Origin of the sequence: Neobacillus sp. YIM B06451 (genome assembly GCF_032667185.1) — a bacterium.
Taxonomy (GTDB): domain Bacteria; phylum Bacillota; class Bacilli; order Bacillales; family Cytobacillaceae; genus Bacillus_D.
In genome coordinates this window covers 428997-446139 of the sequence record NZ_JAVFKJ010000002.1, presented here as the reverse complement: position 1 = coordinate 446139, position 17143 = coordinate 428997, and the positions used below count along the sequence as shown (strand labels likewise).

Below are 17143 nucleotides of genomic sequence, written 5' to 3'. Positions count from 1 at the left end.
ACGTTTCTGTGAATGGGATCTCGGCTTCATTAACGGTAATATTTGAATTAATCTAGCTGGAAAAAAGGCTGTCCCCAAAAGGACAGCCTCATTAACAACTCTATTTCTTTACCGTTACCTTTACAGCAGCACTTTCATTGCCGCTTTTATCCTTCGCACTAACCGTTAATACGGCTTTAACTTTTTGTTTAGGAATTTTCACGCTAAACTTTCCATCTTTTGCGGCTGTTGCAGTACCAATAACTTTGCTGCCAACCTTTACAATAACAGTCGAGCCTTCCTCAGCTTTTCCTGTTACTTTAATGGAAGTTGAAGTAACTGTGTTGACAGTAGGTCTTGCCGGCGGTGTTTTATCGCTTACAGTAATACTCGTTGATTTGCTAGTGTTTTTTGCACGATCCGTTGCTGTAACCTTTAGATTTGTACCTGCTTTTTGTGTTGAAATCTTGATGGTGAAGTTTCCTTTTTTATCAGCAGTTCCTTTTCCAAGTACCTTAGAGCCTGCAGATACTGTCACAGTCGAGCCAGCCTCAGCTTTTCCTGTAACATTCCCGGAAGAATCTTTCACTTCATTCACTAGTGGTGCTGCGGGTGGGGTCAAATCCTTCACAATGACCTTAGTCGGTTTACTTGTATTATTTGCTTTATCTGTCGACGTTACTATTATTGCAGTTCCGGCAACTTGCTTTGCGATTGCCATTTTGAATTGTCCGTTAGTACTTGCCACCGTTTCGCCGATTACTTTAGTTCCAACCTTAGCCGTTACTTTGGCTCCTGGCTCAGTTTTGCCTGTAATCGTTATTGCCAAATCTGTTACTTCATTTACAACAGGTGCTAACGGTGGAGTTACATCTTTTACAGCTTTAAACGTTACGCTGATAGTATGATTACCCTTTACATTTGTAAACGTATAACTATTTGTTACCGATTTAGTTACCCCGTCAACCTGTAACTTATCAATCTCATATCCTTTTTCCGGCGTAATCGTGAACGTTTGATTTGCTCCTTCAACCACTTCGACGCTGCCATCCGGGCTAATTGTTCCATGGGCACCCGCAGTGGCCGTGATGATATGGATCGTCGGTGTCGGCGCCGGTGGTGTTACCGCTGGCGGAGGAGTTACTGCTGGCGGCGGCGTTACCGCTGGCGGTGGCGCTACGACTGGCGGTGGCGCTACGACTGGCGGCGGTGTTACCACTGGAGGTGCTGCTGTATCAGGAATGACGACCAATGTTCCAGCACTTTCATATAATTCGATCGTTTCACGGGTCACTCTTACCTTCTGGCCAGGCGACCCGATATTTGGAATCGAGATTGTTACTGAAGTTTGGCCCGCAGCGACCGTTCCATGGCCTAAGAGGACTGACCCCGCTTCATTATACACACGAATGACATCACCTGCGGTAAGTCCTGAGACTGCTACTGTATCGTTTGATGATTGATTATTCGTAATGGTGATGTTTTCTAGTAATGGTGATGGACTTTTCAACTCATCGAAAATAGCACCTGTTATGGCAGGAGGCATTTCTCCATTTGATTTTATTAATGTAATTCCAAGCCCAATCGCTCCTTCAGGAAATGGGACATTATTTATGTTCACAGAATAGGATAGTTGATCCGCTTTAACCAATTCAATCGGGTTGCCTATAGGGCCTTCCTTATCCATGAAAAAGATGAGATAGAAAGAGTTTTCCGGTTGTTTTGGCGCTCTATCCCATGTTACTGTTCCGGTAAATCCAGTTTCAGTGAATTCAGTATCGGCTATACGAATGTTTCTCGCCAAATAAGTTGGTAAGTCCCAAACCTCGGTGGTGGCAAATTGATCATGCTCCACTCCGCCACCTAAAACTGGATAGATACTAATCAGAGACGAACCTGGAGTAGAATACGTGTCCAATATTCTATAAATTAATAATCCACCATCCTGTGATTCTAACACCATATTTAGTTTTACAAGTTTATTCCTTAAAGGATCAGTAAAATAGGCATTATACGATTGAATTGCTTGGGAATTTTCACTTGGTACAATATATAGGTATCCGCTTACCCATCCTTCACGTTCATCAGTATCTATAAATAAAGAATATCTAGGAGTAATGTTATTACGGTCCGCATCCTCCAGGTTTCCATACTTTATTAACCTTTTTCCAGATGAAACGATGATGGATTGATCATCTGTGACATATGCTTTGGAAATGATCGATGGTAAGTCGATGAGCTTTGAGAAAGTTTCACGATCGTATACGGCCCTGCTGCCGAATACAAGTTCACCCTTGGCATAAAGAACTTTTTCTGGATATGTCCCCTGTAAAGTCGATAAATCGGAGGCACTTAACATCCTATCGCCAAAATAAAGGAAGTCCCCATCTTTAATGAGATCATCTCTTTCATCATAAACAACGATGTGGTAAGAGCCAGACAATAGCGTGCTGTGTGTTTTTGCATTTATTTTAGTGTGGTCGATCGATCCAATGATATATAATGCTTCTTCCTTTGCATCTAAATCATAATACCTGCTATCAACTGGTAGTTCACTATGCTCATTCGTCTCAGTTAAAACTTTTATTCTATTTCTTTCACCGTAAATGGAATAAAAAATCTTTCCATTAAAAGGTTCTATTTTTATCGGAAGTCCCTTAACTAAGCGCTTTTCAATGCCCAAATGAGGCTTCTCGGTGTCGGCAATATTGAACTGGGCAATATAGGATTCTCCTTTTAAGCCAACATACACCTTCCCATTATTTACTTCGACATCCACTGGACGAGAGCCAATCCAAACGCTTTTAATAGGAATGAAGTCGCTTTTTCGGATGACAGTTAAGGCATTCGCATTTTCTGATATGGCGTAAATGTATGGCGTTTCTTCAGTTGTCGCCCAGTCCGTAATGGTAAAATTGCTTTCTAACGTATTGGCTATTTTTTTCATTTGAACCTGTGGAGATGGATTTACGTTTATAGTGTATCGATATATTTTGTTGCTGGCAGTTGAAGATTCTGGCTTAAAAAGGTACACTGAGCCATCTTCTTCATCCAAGATGCCTTGGGTTGGCATAAACGGAGTTTCAGCCAGATTAAGGTATGTATTTTTATCATAAATACCTTGAGTTGTAAGAACATAATTACTCGAGACACTCAGAATCTTTGTCGTATAATACGAAGGGTTATCCCCCAACCACTGATACTCACCTAAGAAATTAGATAAGTCATTTTTATTCATTCGATAACCAGCAAAGTAGGCACTCTGCTCGTCTAAAATAATCTCTTCGGTGGGGCTGGGGAAACCATCGTTTGCGACACTAATTATTTTATCTTCAACAATATTAAATGAGTATAGTTTGCTGCCGGTCCAACGTCTATCGGCTATATAGAGAGTGCGGTTATCTCTGCCGACCTGAAGGTCTACGTATCCTGCCATTCTAATGTTGCTGTAGTATTTGTCAACCTTAGTTGTTTTGTCAATTGAAAACACCAGTCTATCTGAAGCCCAAAAAATGTGTGTGGCTGATACAGCCACATCTGTAGGTTTAACGCTGGTTGGATATTGCTCATCCAATGATTTCGTTGTTAAATCCACCGATTGAATTAAATTATTTTCTTGTGATATATAAAGTTTATTTTCGAACATATACATATCTGTCGGCGCAGCACTGAGCTGTAGTTCTTTCGTGATTCCCAATGTTTGTTTGTTCAAAAAGTATAGCTTGTTTGTTGAGTCGGAGATTGCATAGATCAATCCTGCTTCTTGATCCAATATCCAGTCCGTCAAATTTTGCTGGAAGGATACTGCCGCTATTTGTTGTGTAATTTGCTGTGGTTCGGTGTTGAGCGGGACTGCTGAATTTAAATCAAAAGGCACATTTGACATCGATTTTGACTGTAGTGTCTTAATGCCAAACTGACCGTTATCTACTTGTTCATTGGCAGAAGCAGGACTGCTTAGTCCACCAAAAGTAGAAACAATTAGAATTGCCATTAGTAACCATGCTGTTACTCTTTTCTTGCTGAATACCTTCATCATCATACTCCCCCATAAGATTTTTCCATTTTTATCAAACACTACAACATTCGATAAATTTAGACGCTTATCCTTCCTTATTTAGGAAAAGTTGGAATTTTGTTAGAAAAACAAAGAATGTGCAAGGTGAATACTGATAATCTCATCAACTTCTTTTCGGTATTGGCGTTAACGGGGTTGGTGAAATTGGGGGTGTCCAAGAAGAAAGTGATAGTGTTGATTGAAGTAGAGAGTGAACTGCTTAGTTATGTAAAAAGTATATAGCTTTATTTTTTAAAAAAAGAATAAAGGGCCAAGCCGTCCACTATTTAGCAACAGGCCTTGACCCTTTTTATCATAATAGATATTAAACCGGGAAAGTAGCTGATTTCCTTGTTTAAAAACTCTCCCTTTTAAAATTCTTCCTGAACTTTAAAAGACTGCCGCCGACTTCATTTAACACAATGGCTGCCAATATAATGGCGGTGCCCAGCCACTGAAGCGGTGTTATCGCTTCTGATAAAATAACGCTGGCAGATACGATTGCGATTGGTAATTCGATGGATGTTAAAATATTGGCAATGCCGCCTGGAACCAATGGCACGCCCACTGCGAAAAACAATGGGGGAATGACGGCTCCGAACAGGGAAGCCCCGGCAGCCGCCATCAATAAGTCCGCCTCCAATGGCAATACAGTCGGAATTTCACGCATAAATACGAAAAAAACGAGGAGGGCAGCCCCAGTTGCCATAAAGGATGTCCTGGTCCAGGAATTTACATTTACGGCAATTTTCCCGCTGAAAAAAATAAACCCTGCATACGTGAATGCTGAAAGTATGCCAAAAAGGAAGCCTTTAAAAGGAAGTCCTTGTATTTCTCCATTCACGATATTGGAAGCGAAAAAGACACCGACCAAAATCAACACGATTGACAATATGGTTATAGGCGCTGGCTTAATTTTGCTGAAAATCCACTCCAGAATGATTCCGATCCAAACGAATTGAAACATTAAAATGATGGCCAATGAGGCTGGCAAGTACTGCATCGCGCCATAATAGAAAATACTTGTTAATCCCATGAAACAGCCGGTCATCAACAACTGGAGAATATTTTTCTTATTCAGCCCTTTGAAACTAGAGCGCTTTATCAGGGTAATTGACCATAATAAAAGAAAGGAAACACTCATTTGGACGATAGTGATCTGTCCAAGCGAATAGCCAAAGCCAAATCCCAATTTTGCGAAGATTGGTGTAAAGCCAAAACAACCTGCGCCAAATAATATAAATAAAATGCCTTTATTTACTTTCAAAATAAAGCCTCCTTCACACAATACTACCAAACCATTATTATACCATGATAGTGAATTTACTGTCCCCGGAAACTTTTGAGAGAGCGCAAACCGGGGATATTGGCAGAGGATTGCTCAACAACATTATTGGATTAAAAAAACGCCCCAGTAAAGGGAACATATCCTTTACTGGAACGAGAAATTTTATAGTAGCTTATCTATATTTAATTTCAGCTCTGCCAGTTCGTGTGGAAGAAACCTTCCGCATCGGTTCGTTCATACGTATGGGCTCCGAAATAATCACGTTGTGCCTGAATGATGTTTGCGTTTGACATGCCTGTTCGATAACTGTCGTAATACGTAAGGGCGGCACTTAAACATGGGAACGAGATGCCGGAATTGATCCCCTCGCAGACGATTTTTCGTAAACTCATTTGATATTCTTTTGTTTTTTTAGTGAAATATGGGGCGATTAATAAATTTGGCAGCTGTTGCTGCTCTTCGAATATTCCACCGATAACGTTTAAAAATTCGGCCCGAATGATGCAGCCGCCGCGGAAAATTAGCGCTATTTCCTTTAACGGCAAATCCCAGCCGTATAGATCGGACGTCATTTTATACTGCGTAAACCCTTGGGCATAAGCACAAACTTTCCCCATATATAAAGCTTGCCTCACATAGTCGATCCACAATTCTTTATCGAGGTTTTGCCCATTCATTTCCGGACCTTTTAAAATTTCTTGAGCATTCATTCTTTCCTCTTTTAAAGCAGAAAGGTACCTGGCAAACAATGATTCCGTAATGATTGATGTTGGGATTCCGTTATCAATTGCCTGAAGGCTTGTCCATTTACCTGTTCCTTTTTGTCCCGCCTTATCGAGAATGACGTCAATCAGCGGCAAGCCTGTCCGTTCATCTTTTTTTCTAAGAATCTCGGCTGTAATTTCGATTAAATAACTTTTCAGTTCGCCTTGGTTCCAGGATTCAAAAATATCGGCGATTTCTTCGACAGGCAAAGCCAATCTTTTTCTTAAAAATGTATAGGCTTCCGCTATTAGCTGCATATCCGCATATTCGATTCCATTATGGACCATTTTAACAAAATGCCCCGCACCTTTGGGGCCGATATAGGTACAGCAAGGGTCATTGTCTACTTGGGCCGCGATTTTTGTAAGGACAGGGGCTGCTTTTTCATAAACGTCCTTATCTCCACCTGGCATAATGGAAGGCCCTGTCAATGCGCCTACTTCCCCGCCGGAAATGCCAATTCCTAAATAACCGATTCCTTTAGACTTTAACTCATCATATCTGCGCGCGGTATCATCAAAGTGGGAGTTGCCGCCGTCCATAATCACATCGCCAGCTTCAAGATAAGGGATTAATGACTGAATAACCGAATCAATCGGGCTTCCGGCAGTAACCATAAGGAAGATTTTCCGTGGGGTTTTTAAGGACTGAACAAAATCCTGCACTTCAAAGTAGGGGGAGATAGGCTTCCCGCTGCTTTTTTGAACGAGTTGGTCCGTTAAATCCCTTGTATAATTGTAGACAGCAACTTGTTCACCTTTACTGGCCATATTCAAAGCGATATTGCTGCCCATTACGCCTAAACCAATGACGCCAATTGTGTTCAACATTAATGCAAGACTCCTTTTTTAACAGATAAGGGGCAGTGTATCCCCGTTTAACGATGAGGGGATATACTGCCCGGATGGACAATTTTCGGAAAAGAACCGTCAAGTTTTTAACATTATACGATTAAGCTTAATAGTAAAACAAATCCTAGTCCAGCAACGGAGATGATCGTCTCAAGCAATGTCCACGTTGCAAATGTTTCTTTCATCGTTAGGCCAAAATATTCTTTAAACATCCAGAAGCCGGCATCGTTAACGTGAGAAGCTATCAAACTACCAGCACCTGTTGCCAGAACGACTAACGCAAGATTCACATCGGTTTGTCCAAGCATTGGAATAACCAATCCGGCAGTTGTCAAAGCGGCCACAGTAGCAGACCCCAGCGAAATGCGTAAGATTGCAGCAATAATCCAGGCTAGCAGGATTGGGGACATGGAAGTTCCTTTGAACATTTCCGCTACGTAATCACCGACGCCGCCATTGATCAATACTTGTTTGAAGGCTCCGCCGCCCCCGATAATCAGGAGCATCATCCCGATATGCGAAATCGCTGTTGTACAAGAATCCATAACGGTTTTAATTGGAATCTTCCTTGCAATTCCCATTGTGTAGACAGCAACCAATAGAGAAATCAGCATGGCAGTACCGGCATCACCGATAAAACGGATTGCCGCAAGCAATGTATTATCTTCAAATCCCATTGTTTTTTGAAGTAATGTAATAATCGTCGCAATCGACATTAAAATAACAGGCAGGATGGCAGTGAAAACACTGATGCCGAATCCAGGAGTTTCTTCAAGTTTAAACGTTTTTTGCTCACCTAAAGAGGCGATATTACCGGTTTTCGTAAAGGATGCCGGTACTAGCTTTTTCGCCAGCTTCGTAAATAGTGGTCCGGCGATAAGGACGGTTGGAATCGCGATAATGAACCCGTAAAGCAATACTTCACCAATGTCCGCTCCAAACTCTCCGGCAATTACGGTCGGTCCCGGATGGGGAGGAAGGAATCCGTGTGTGACGGATAACGCGGCTGTCATTGGAATACCAAGATACAGAATCGAAACCCTTAATTGTTTTGAAATAGCAAAAACGATAGGGATTAATAGCACTAGACCTACTTCAAAGAACAATGCGACACCGATGATGAAAGAAGCAGCAACGACGGCCCATTGAATATTTTTCTCGCCGAATTTGTTCACGAGTGTCATGGCAATCCGTTGCGCGCCTCCCGCATCGGCGATCAGCTTACCGAGCATGGCTCCAAGACCAAATATTAACGCTAAATGCCCAAGTGTTCCACCGAGGCCGGCTTCAATCGTTTTGACGATTTCATCGAGCGGCATTCCAAGAGCCAGGGCAACTCCAAACGATACAATAATTAACGAAATAAAAGTGTTTAACCTTAAGCCCATGATCAATACTAGTAATGCTAAAATTCCAATCGCTACAATGACTAATGGCACTGTAATATCCCCCTTATGTTATCTTGTTGTTAATCCCCTTTGATACTTTGCAATCCTCGAATAGTCTTCTGTTAATACTCTTGATAAGTCGATGAAAATAGGCAATAATTGCCTGTACTCTTTAACAGCATCTCCTTCCGGCGTATGTTTGTACGTGCTGCCAATCATTTCGGAAACGATTTCAAAGGAATCAATTTCTCCCAATGCATACAATCCTAAAATACAGGCCCCAAGACATGAGCTTTCATAGCTTTCCGGCACGACAACTTCAGATTCAAAGATATCCGCCATCATTTGCCGCCATACCTCTGACCTTGCGAAGCCTCCAGTTGCCTGAATGCGGGTGACAGGGCCATCCATGCATTCAATTAGAGCGAGAAATACTGTGTATAAATTGTAAATGACCCCCTCGAGGGCAGCACGAACCATATGTTCTTTTTTATGGGACATCGTTAACCCGAAAAATGAGCCGCGGACATCCGGATTCCACATCGGCGCCCGTTCACCCGCCAAATATGGGTGGAATAATAGCCCATCAGCGCCAGGCCTTACACCTGAGGCGATTTTTGTTAAAACTTCATACGGGTCAATCCCTAATCTTTTCGCTGTCTCTACTTCCGCGGAAGCAAATTCATCGCGAATCCAGCGCAAAACCATTCCGCCATTGTTCACCGGACCGCCAATAACCCAATGGTTTTCAGTTAAGGCGTAACAAAATATCCTGCCTTTTTCATCTGTTTGCGGCTTGTCGATAATCGTCCGGATGGCGCCGCTTGTCCCAATGGTGATAGCAATTTCGCCTTTTCTGATTGCGTTTACACCTAAATTTGAAAGCACGCCATCACTGGCGCCGATGACAAACGGGGTTTGTGGATCAAGCCCGATTTTGCTTGCCAAATCCGGGTTGCAATTCGTAAATAGCTTGGTTGTCGGTACGAGCTCGGATAATTGGTCCCTTGAAATCCCGGCAATCGTTAATGCCTCTTCATCCCAATCCAATGAATTCAAATTCATCATTCCCATGGCCGAAGCAAGGGAGTAATCAACAACATATTGATTAAAGAACCTTTTGAAAACAAATTCTTTAATCCCGATATACTTCTTCGTTTTGGCCGCGATTTCCGGACGCTCATTTACAATCCAGGCAATCTTGGACAATGGCGACATCGGGTGCATTGGTGTCCCTGTCCGCTTATAAACCTCATGGCCATTCAGCTCGTTTTTAATTTTATGCGTCCATGCTTCACTACGGTTATCTGCCCAGGTAATGCATGGGGTCAGCGGCTCGTCATTTGCATCCATTGCAATGACACTATGCATCGCGCTGCTAAAAGAAATAAACTTAAGCCTTTTTCGGGAATGCCGTTTCGTAATATTCGAAATCGCTTGCAAAACAGCCTGGAAAATTTCTTCCGGATCTTGTTCTGCTGTTGAAATATCAGGTGTGTAAAGCGGATAGCCAATATTCTCCTGTTGGATGACTTCGCCTTTTTCGGTGAATAAAACGGCTTTTGTACTTGTGGTGCCAATATCGATTCCTAACATAAAGTTAGTCATTTTCTTGTTCCACTCCTTTTGAAAGCATTTCCTGTGATCTCCACAGGTCTTCAACCTTGCCCTGGACATCATCGAAATTCTGGTGAAGGGACTTAATCATTAGGCTCCGGTCTTTCGACTCGATTGCCTTGATATATAATTCATGATTTTTCAAAATCCGTTCAAAATCATCGTATTTTTCCTTGAAACGCATACGCATTGATAGAAGAATCAGGCTTTCCATAACAGGTTTTAAGTTATTCCAAATCATCAGGATGTAGGAATGATCAACCGCCCGGATGATGGTTTCATGAAACAAGACATCTTGATAGGAAAATTCATCTGCATCATGGTATTTAATGGCGACCTTCATCATTTCAAAAATTTTACTAAGTTCTTTTACCAAATCGTTAACGTCCGTTCTAACAAGACGTTCGAAAACAAACGTTTCAATGAGCAGGCGAACATCATAAATCTCTTCAATTTCCTTTTCAGATAACCCGAGAACGACAGCGCCCATTCGTTCTAGCTGAATAATATTTTCCGATGCCAATACTTTCAGGGCGTCACGGATTGGCGACCGGCTTACAGCAAAATCAGCAGCCAACTTGTTCTCCGAAAGAGTGGCACCGTTTTCAATCATCCCAGATATAATCCGCATTCTGAGCTCATGTGCAATCCTGGTGCCGGTCGATGCTTTATAAAGCCATTTCTCGGGATAGAGGTTTTCCATTCATTTTCCTCCTGCTCATCAGGTGAGTATACTTGTATACAAGTATTATAATATAATTTTTCTGAATGTAAACGTTTTTACACTTAAATGTTTAATTTACGTGGGATGTTACCCAACTGGTGGGGGATTAAACCCTTGAAGGCATCTTTTCATGAAGGGCAGCAAATCGTCGGAGGCAACTTTTATTCAGTTTTAGCCGTGGAAGAGGCAACTGGGTATTTGGTTTGCGGAATGAATCGATTTGAGAGTGGGGGAAGAGAAGAAAATAATTTAAAATTCCATGTACCATATAAAGTATCGATTATGTTTTCAATATAAGGTTGTAGTTCTTTGAAACACAACAATGAGCAACGTCATATAGGCATCCTCACATACGGCAAAAAAGGTGGGTTATCTACCAGAGATAAACGCACCTTATGGATTATTAATTGCTCATCATAATTTCCTGGCTTTAATGATTAGTGTAGTCGGAAGGTATTGCGCTTTTTCATAACAATACCAGCTGTTTGAGTGCCGTTGGATGTCCGTTTCCGATAAAAATGCATCTTCCACTACTTTTTCAATCGTAAATCCGTTTTCAATTAACGTATTTATGTAGGTGCTTAACCTGAATTGCTGCATAATGGCCGGGTGGCCCCATGCTTCATGATCATACGGGCCTTCCTCATGATACGACTTAGTAATCATCACCGTGCCGTCAACATTTTTAACACGGTTGTAAAGCGGGTGCTCCCAGCTAAAAATGAAAACGCCGCCCTGTGCTAAATAGGAATGCACATTTCTTACTGTTTGGTTGAGATCAGCGGTCCATCCCAACGCATAAATAGAAAAAACGATATCGAAGTAATCAATTGGAATGCCCGGATTTTCCTCCATTGGCGATTCAAATAATTTAATAGGGGTTTTTGCGCTTCTTAATAATTCCTTCGCTGCGCCTATCTGTGTTTTAGATAAATCCAATCCCCATAATTCACGGACATTTTTCGAATCCAAGTAGTGTAATGAATGCCCGCTACCACAGCCAATCTCTAAAATCTTCAAACCGGCTACATCGCCGAACAGATTAAGGTCCTCTTCATTGGGAGCCAATGGCCCATATTCGGGCAGTGGATTCCTCCCGTAAAAACGATGGGCAACCTCATCCCAACTTTTTTTATTTACACTAATTGTATCAATAGTCATATCTTGACCTCCATTAGTTGATTAGAACATATATTCTCTATTTCGTGTGATTGTCCTGCTTTGAATGATGAAATTAGGTATACCATGGAAATCTTTAAGGACGAAACTGAAGGGTGTGGTAAAATATAGAAAGTCAAAACGGATTTTTGGTTAGGGGGCATTTGATGAAGAAAGTTTTTACTTTAGTAGGAATGATAATTATTATTTTCTTGTATCTTCATCAAGGGAATAGCCTGACCACGGGCGAAGCGATCGTTCGTGTAATGGAACTATCGCAAGATCCTCCAAAAGAATGGCGCAGCTCGATCCACAGACATAATTCTGATTTAGAAGAAATTCCACTTGAACATATTCGGGTAGAACTACAGCACCGGGAAGGATTTTGGAATGAATTTTTTAATGGAAAACAATGGGAAGTCACAATTAAATTTGGAAGCAGCGAGCCAACAATCGTGCTGGATGCTGCAACAGGGGAATGTATTGGCGTTTATGGGCCGTTAAATTAATTTCAAAGTATAGCTTCAAAAATAAATTTATATTTATATAGATTGGCGGTGATGACAGATGGAGCCTAAGTGGCTGGAGTGGGCGAAGCAGCTTCAATCGGTTGCACAGGCGGGGCTGACGTATTCCAAGGATGTTTATGACTTGGAGAGGTTCGAAGAGATAAGGAAAATAAGCGTTGAAATCATGTCCCGACACACTAGTTTAGACTCACATACAATTACTGATTTATTTGCCAATGAAACAGGCTATGCAACTCCGAAGGTCGATATACGGGCAGTTGTTTTTAAAGGGAATAAGATTTTAATGGTCAAAGAAAAAATGGATGGAGGCTGGGCGTTGCCAGGTGGCTGGGCTGACATTGGACTAACCCCAAGTGAAGTAGCGGTAAAAGAGGTGAAAGAGGAGTCAGGGTTTGATGTCAAAGTGGTAAAGCTTATCGCGGTCTTAGATAAGAAATGCCATCCGCATCCGCCGTCACCCTACCATACATATAAACTTTTTTACCAATGCGAAATCATTGGCGGGCAGCCGAAAGAAGGAATTGAAACAAGCGCAGTCGGGTTTTTTCCGGAAAATGCACTTCCGCCGCTTTCAATAGAGAGAAATACAGAATCCCAAATTCAACTTGCTTTTAAACACTTGCATAATCCACAAGAACCCGTCTGGTTTGATTAATAAATTGTCGCACGAAAAGCCATTGATGGAATGGGCCTTCCGTGTTAGCCTAATAAGAAGCTGTTAAAAAAAGGGAGGGAGAACCCGTGATAAAGATTAAAGGCGCGCACACGGAGGCAACGGTTTATTCCAATTATCCTCAGGATACCGCGCTCGAACAGATTCAGGAATTGTGCAATCAGGCTTTCTTGAAGGACGCGAAGATTAGCATTATGCCGGACTATCATGCAGGAAAAGGCTGTGTGATTGGAACGACCATCCAGTTGAAGGATAAGGTTGTCCCGAACCTGGTCGGGGTTGATGTTGGCTGCGGCGTACTGACTGTAAAGCTTCAGGATAAAAAAGTTGACTTCAATAAGCTCGATAAGGTAATTCGGAGCAAAGTGCCTAGTGGAATTGACGTTCATACAGAGGAGACTGTGGGGCAAATCAAGACGGGTTTTCCGCCTGTAAAAGAATTTAAAGCAGAGCATATTCTAAGCGAAAATAAAAGCTTGCACTCCCTTGGAACACTTGGTGGGGGCAATCATTTCATTGAGGTTTCGGCTGATTCGGACGGACATCATTATTTGACCATCCATACTGGGAGCCGTTATGTCGGATCTAGAATCGCCACCCATTATCAAAAAGTGGCCATTTCCAAACTGCAAAGCAGGGATTTAACCGAGATTATTGAAAAACTGAAAGCAGAAGGCCGCCAAAAGGAAATCCAGAGCGTCATTCATAGCTACAAGGAAAAGACTCCTGTCATTCCAAATGACTTAGCTTATTTGGAAGGGGATGATTTTTACGATTATATCCATGACATGAAACTGGCCCAAGAGTATGCAAAAGCGAACAGGGAAGAGATTGCGCGGGCCATTATCGATAACCTGGGGTTTGAGGAGGTTGACCGTTTCGATACGGTTCATAACTACATCGATACCGAGAACCTCATTTTACGGAAAGGAGCCGTTTCCGCCCAAAAAGGGGAGCGCCTTATCATTCCAATCAACATGAGGGACGGATCAATTCTTGCAGTCGGAAAAGGCAACGAAGAATGGAATTACTCCGCGCCGCATGGAGCCGGCCGCCTCCTTAGCCGCTCAAAAGCTAGGAAGGCATTAAGCATGGATGATTTCCACACGACGATGAAAGGCATTTGGACGACATCCGTTTCCGAGGAAACCTTGGACGAAGCACCAATGGCTTACAAATCAATGGATGAAATTTTGGAAAAAGCCGAGGAAACCGTTGAAATAGCCACAATCATAAAGCCTGTCTACAACTTTAAAGCAAGCGAAAAATATACTCCAGGAAGATACAAAAAGAAAAGATAACTATCTTCCTCAAGACTGTGCGCTGAATCTCGAGGGATTGGCGCACTTTCTTTATAAACAAATGAGCTGATTTAATGGAGGTTCAATGAATTATCCAATCCCAATTCCCAAAACGTCAAAACAATTGTGGAAAGAATTCAAAGCATTTGAAAGTGGATTGGTATGTCCGACGGAACCCGTTAACATTAGGTTTTTGTTTAGCCCGGTTTCTGGACTGGGAATAATTTGTTTAATATAGACCGGAATAGGGTCAAACTATGGTACAGTAGAGAAGGAAAATTTTAAAAGTGAGAAGGAGAACTGCATGATTGAAGTAAAAACATCTTCACTTAGCAATGGAGAATTCAATAGAGGCGTATTTGCGACACGTGATATTAAAAAAGGGGAGCTTTTGCACGAGGCTCCTGTCATTGCTTATCCGAACGACCAGCATGAACATATAGAGAAAACCTTGCTTGCTGATTACGCTTTTGAGTATGGGATAAACCATACCGCTATCCTGCTTGGGTATGGGATGCTGTTCAACCATTCGTATGAACCGAATGCCATATATGAGATTAATTTTGATAACCACACATTCGATTTCTTTGCTTATACAGACATAAAAGCAGGCGAAGAAATTCTTATCAATTATAATGGCGACGTGGATGACAAAGAAGAACTGTGGTTTAATAAAGAATAAATTTGAACTGCCAGGTAAGGAGCAGAGAATATGAACAAACGATGGACGATCGATAAGATCAAGGAATTTGTTGAAAAAAATTCCGACAGCAAATTGCTGACGACGGAATACCACGGTTTTTCGCAAAAGCTGCTATTTAAATGTGCATGCGGCAGCAATTTTGAAAAAACATTTACGAAATTCAAAAATAACCACCAGCGTAAATGTGACGTGTGCCAACCGCCGAAAGCATCACGCTAAAACATATTGTCAATAGACATAGCGCCGATTTCTTTATTTACAGAAACCGGCGCTATTTGTTTCAATGTGCCTGTTAATTGCTGCCTTTCACAAGAATATGCATCCCAGGAGCATCGGAAGGACGGACATGAAAACCAAACTTTTCATAAAATCCAACCTTTCCCTTAGCACAAGATAATTGAATATAATTGACATTCATTTTTTTGCAATGGTCCATTAACAGTTGCATAATTTTCATTCCGATTCCTTGTCTCTGGAAGTCGGGATGGACGATTAAATCGCATATAAAGGTTTGATAAAAGCCATCAGAAACGATTCTCCCAAATCCAACTAAACGATTGTCCAATCTCGCGGATACGCTATACCAACTATTTGATATGGCTTTATGTAAAACCTCATCAGAATAATCAAACGCTGTATTCCAGCCGGTTGTTTCATATAAATCAAAAAATTCTCCTTTAGATGGAAGCGATTCAGTATAGATAATTTCCATGTAGAACCCCCACGGTACTTATTTTTCCATTTCAAATAGACGTAGATGGGTCCAAAAGGTTTCATATATGGGAATTGCGGGGGTAATCGTCGGGTATTTTAATCTAAATTATCGGTATCAAACATAATAATTCAGGCGAAATTTTAACCGCCAACGGGAATACTAATCTCGAGGTGGTAAGGATGATTAAAAAGATACTGGTTTTCATTTTAATATCGGGTTTTCTATCAACACATACTGCAGCTCAAACGCACCGGCAAATTGAACTATTCGATATCGCCAAGGGCAAAGTCGTTATGACGGCACAGCCAACTCCCAAGGTACATGAAGAAGTAGGGAAAGTCCTTGCTGGTATAACCGGGCCTTATCCTAAATTAAATCCTGTTCCGGGAGAAGGCTTTATGATTAAGGTCCCTTTGGAACCGAGTGTGAGGGTGAAAACCCAATTGTTTACTGGACTGGTGGATGAAGTCATCATTATTTTTCCCCCTTATGAAAATCCACATCTTATGTTTTTTGATGATAAAGGCAGGGCGTTGGCCTTCAACTTTAAAGGTGATGCAGCCAGATTGTTGGAGTTGTTAAACTTTAAACAATAGGCCTTTTTTGTGTTATTCCTTTTACCGTTCTTCATGGAATTATTTTCGTGGGATTGCCGGTGAAAATGGATTGATGTGAATCTAAGTGAACCTTATGAACGTCTAATTCGTAAACAAGGTGTTTTTGGATGAAAAGGGGAGTGAAGAAGGTGAAGAAGAGGGCTCTCGCAATAGGTTTCACAGGCTTGGTGGCAATCGTATTTCTTGTGTTATTTTTAAAAAAGGATGTCTCTTATCAGGAAATATCGCTATCGGAAAATGAAATAAACAGCCTGGTGGCAAATTTACCTTCAAGTGAAAACCCCTTTACAGGGATAGAAGAAAGAGGCATAAAGACCGAAGCCTTTATTGTTGGCCAGGCAGGGCAGGGAATTGAAATTGTATCGATTAGAAAATCCGATAATGTGGGAGTAGACATAACGTATAAAATCACAAACTCCACTGATCCCGGTTCTAGGCCAGTTAAAAAAGTTAGCATCATGAATCCTTGGGGAAAACCTATTGGATTTATAAAAGTGGATTAACTACTTGTCATAGGAATTTTTCGAATAGCATAACAGCCGGTTTCCTGTTTATTCAAAGCTAGAGCTGAGGGGCAACGGATTTTGAAAAACTCTTCCGATGTTAGGAAGGGTTTTTCCATTATTTGAAATTTGTTTTCCGGGTGGATTTTAATGGTATAGGAAATTAACAAGATGGCTAGTTTCTAAGTTTAAAGATAAATGATTCGATTTCCTCCAAATAGTTAGAAGAAGGAGGATAAATTACTAAAGCACTTCAAGTGCTTTTTTGTGTGGA

General features: G+C 41.5%; 16 protein-coding genes. 8 read left to right on the top strand and 8 right to left on the bottom strand.

Features of this window, described 5'->3' with window-relative positions; genetic code table 11:
* Positions 1-100: 100 nt before the first annotated feature.
* The 6 genes from RB160_RS06800 to RB160_RS06775 form a co-directional block, all read right to left on the bottom strand.
* Positions 101-4018, bottom strand: coding sequence for an Ig-like domain-containing protein (locus tag RB160_RS06800; RefSeq protein WP_316569473.1), 3918 nt, complete (start codon positions 4016-4018; stop codon positions 101-103).
* 373 nt (positions 4019-4391) lie between these two features.
* Positions 4392-5303, bottom strand: a complete 912-nt coding sequence (locus RB160_RS06795) for an EamA family transporter (protein WP_316569472.1) — start codon at positions 5301-5303, stop codon at positions 4392-4394.
* A 209-nt stretch (positions 5304-5512) separates the two neighbouring features.
* Positions 5513-6919 (bottom strand): decarboxylating NADP(+)-dependent phosphogluconate dehydrogenase, encoded by a 1407-nt coding sequence (gnd, locus tag RB160_RS06790; RefSeq protein ID WP_316569471.1) that lies wholly within the window; start codon positions 6917-6919, stop codon positions 5513-5515.
* A gap of 113 nt (positions 6920-7032) precedes the next feature.
* Positions 7033-8379, bottom strand: coding sequence for a GntP family permease (locus RB160_RS06785; protein WP_316569470.1), 1347 nt, complete (start codon positions 8377-8379; stop codon positions 7033-7035).
* A gap of 18 nt (positions 8380-8397) precedes the next feature.
* Complete coding sequence (gene gntK / locus RB160_RS06780; protein ID WP_316569469.1) at positions 8398-9936, bottom strand: gluconokinase; 1539 nt, start codon at positions 9934-9936, stop codon at positions 8398-8400.
* On the bottom strand, positions 9929-10648 hold the full coding sequence (locus RB160_RS06775) for a GntR family transcriptional regulator (protein WP_316569468.1): 720 nt from the start codon (positions 10646-10648) through the stop codon (positions 9929-9931). The genes gntK and RB160_RS06775 overlap by 8 nt, the downstream gene beginning before the upstream one ends.
* Positions 10649-10783: 135 nt before the next feature.
* Here RB160_RS06775 and RB160_RS06770 point away from each other — a divergent pair, with 135 nt between their 5' ends.
* Positions 10784-10966, top strand: a complete 183-nt coding sequence (locus RB160_RS06770) for a hypothetical protein (protein WP_316569467.1) — start codon at positions 10784-10786, stop codon at positions 10964-10966.
* A gap of 117 nt (positions 10967-11083) precedes the next feature.
* Here the strand turns inward: RB160_RS06770 and RB160_RS06765 are convergent, their stop codons facing one another.
* The gene (locus tag RB160_RS06765) at positions 11084-11830 is read right to left on the bottom strand and encodes a class I SAM-dependent methyltransferase (RefSeq protein ID WP_316569466.1); all 747 of its coding nucleotides are present in this window, start codon (positions 11828-11830) and stop codon (positions 11084-11086) included.
* A gap of 164 nt (positions 11831-11994) precedes the next feature.
* On the opposite strand from RB160_RS06765, the gene RB160_RS06760 reads away from it, so the two are divergent.
* From RB160_RS06760 to RB160_RS06740, 5 genes are all read left to right on the top strand, one after another.
* On the top strand, positions 11995-12336 hold the full coding sequence (locus RB160_RS06760) for a hypothetical protein (RefSeq protein ID WP_316569465.1): 342 nt from the start codon (positions 11995-11997) through the stop codon (positions 12334-12336).
* A 58-nt stretch (positions 12337-12394) separates the two neighbouring features.
* Positions 12395-13012, top strand: a complete 618-nt coding sequence (locus RB160_RS06755; RefSeq protein WP_316569464.1) for an NUDIX hydrolase — start codon at positions 12395-12397, stop codon at positions 13010-13012.
* Positions 13013-13098: 86 nt separating this feature from the next.
* A complete protein-coding gene (locus RB160_RS06750) occupies positions 13099-14331 on the top strand; it encodes an RtcB family protein (RefSeq protein ID WP_316569463.1) in 1233 nt (410 codons plus the stop codon).
* Positions 14332-14635: 304 nt separating this feature from the next.
* Positions 14636-15013, top strand: a complete 378-nt coding sequence (locus RB160_RS06745) for an SET domain-containing protein (protein ID WP_316569462.1) — start codon at positions 14636-14638, stop codon at positions 15011-15013.
* 30 nt (positions 15014-15043) lie between these two features.
* Positions 15044-15253 carry a hypothetical protein gene (locus tag RB160_RS06740; protein ID WP_251339201.1) on the top strand — a complete coding sequence of 70 codons (210 nt, stop codon included), beginning with the start codon at positions 15044-15046 and terminating at the stop codon, positions 15251-15253.
* Positions 15254-15326: 73 nt separating this feature from the next.
* Here the strand turns inward: RB160_RS06740 and RB160_RS06735 are convergent, their stop codons facing one another.
* Positions 15327-15746: a GNAT family N-acetyltransferase gene (locus RB160_RS06735; RefSeq protein ID WP_316569461.1), complete on the bottom strand. Its 420-nt coding sequence runs from the start codon at positions 15744-15746 to the stop codon at positions 15327-15329.
* A gap of 182 nt (positions 15747-15928) precedes the next feature.
* Between RB160_RS06735 and RB160_RS06730 the strand changes: the two genes are divergently transcribed.
* Together RB160_RS06730 and RB160_RS06725 are read left to right on the top strand one after the other, a co-directional pair.
* Entirely contained in the window at positions 15929-16345 is a 417-nt protein-coding gene (locus tag RB160_RS06730; protein ID WP_316569460.1) for a hypothetical protein, read from the top strand.
* Positions 16346-16473: 128 nt separating this feature from the next.
* A complete protein-coding gene (locus RB160_RS06725; RefSeq protein ID WP_316569459.1) occupies positions 16474-16869 on the top strand; it encodes a hypothetical protein in 396 nt (131 codons plus the stop codon).
* Positions 16870-17143 lie beyond the last annotated feature (274 nt).

What these genes read in the sequence shown, in the direction of transcription:
- RB160_RS06735 (WP_316569461.1), bottom strand. Translation starts at nt 15,746, where the DNA reads ATGGAAATTATCTATACTGAATCGCTTCCATCTAAAGGAGAATTTTTT.
- RB160_RS06760 (WP_316569465.1), top strand. Translation starts at nt 11,995, where the DNA reads ATGAAGAAAGTTTTTACTTTAGTAGGAATGATAATTATTATTTTCTTG.
- RB160_RS06765 (WP_316569466.1), bottom strand. Translation starts at nt 11,830, where the DNA reads ATGACTATTGATACAATTAGTGTAAATAAAAAAAGTTGGGATGAGGTT.
- RB160_RS06740 (WP_251339201.1), top strand. Translation starts at nt 15,044, where the DNA reads ATGAACAAACGATGGACGATCGATAAGATCAAGGAATTTGTTGAAAAA.
- gntK (WP_316569469.1), bottom strand. Translation starts at nt 9,936, where the DNA reads ATGACTAACTTTATGTTAGGAATCGATATTGGCACCACAAGTACAAAA.
- RB160_RS06745 (WP_316569462.1), top strand. Translation starts at nt 14,636, where the DNA reads ATGATTGAAGTAAAAACATCTTCACTTAGCAATGGAGAATTCAATAGA.
- RB160_RS06800 (WP_316569473.1), bottom strand. Translation starts at nt 4,018, where the DNA reads ATGATGAAGGTATTCAGCAAGAAAAGAGTAACAGCATGGTTACTAATG.
- RB160_RS06725 (WP_316569459.1), top strand. Translation starts at nt 16,474, where the DNA reads ATGAAAAGGGGAGTGAAGAAGGTGAAGAAGAGGGCTCTCGCAATAGGT.
- RB160_RS06755 (WP_316569464.1), top strand. Translation starts at nt 12,395, where the DNA reads ATGGAGCCTAAGTGGCTGGAGTGGGCGAAGCAGCTTCAATCGGTTGCA.
- RB160_RS06730 (WP_316569460.1), top strand. Translation starts at nt 15,929, where the DNA reads ATGATTAAAAAGATACTGGTTTTCATTTTAATATCGGGTTTTCTATCA.
- RB160_RS06775 (WP_316569468.1), bottom strand. Translation starts at nt 10,648, where the DNA reads ATGGAAAACCTCTATCCCGAGAAATGGCTTTATAAAGCATCGACCGGC.
- gnd (WP_316569471.1), bottom strand. Translation starts at nt 6,919, where the DNA reads ATGTTGAACACAATTGGCGTCATTGGTTTAGGCGTAATGGGCAGCAAT.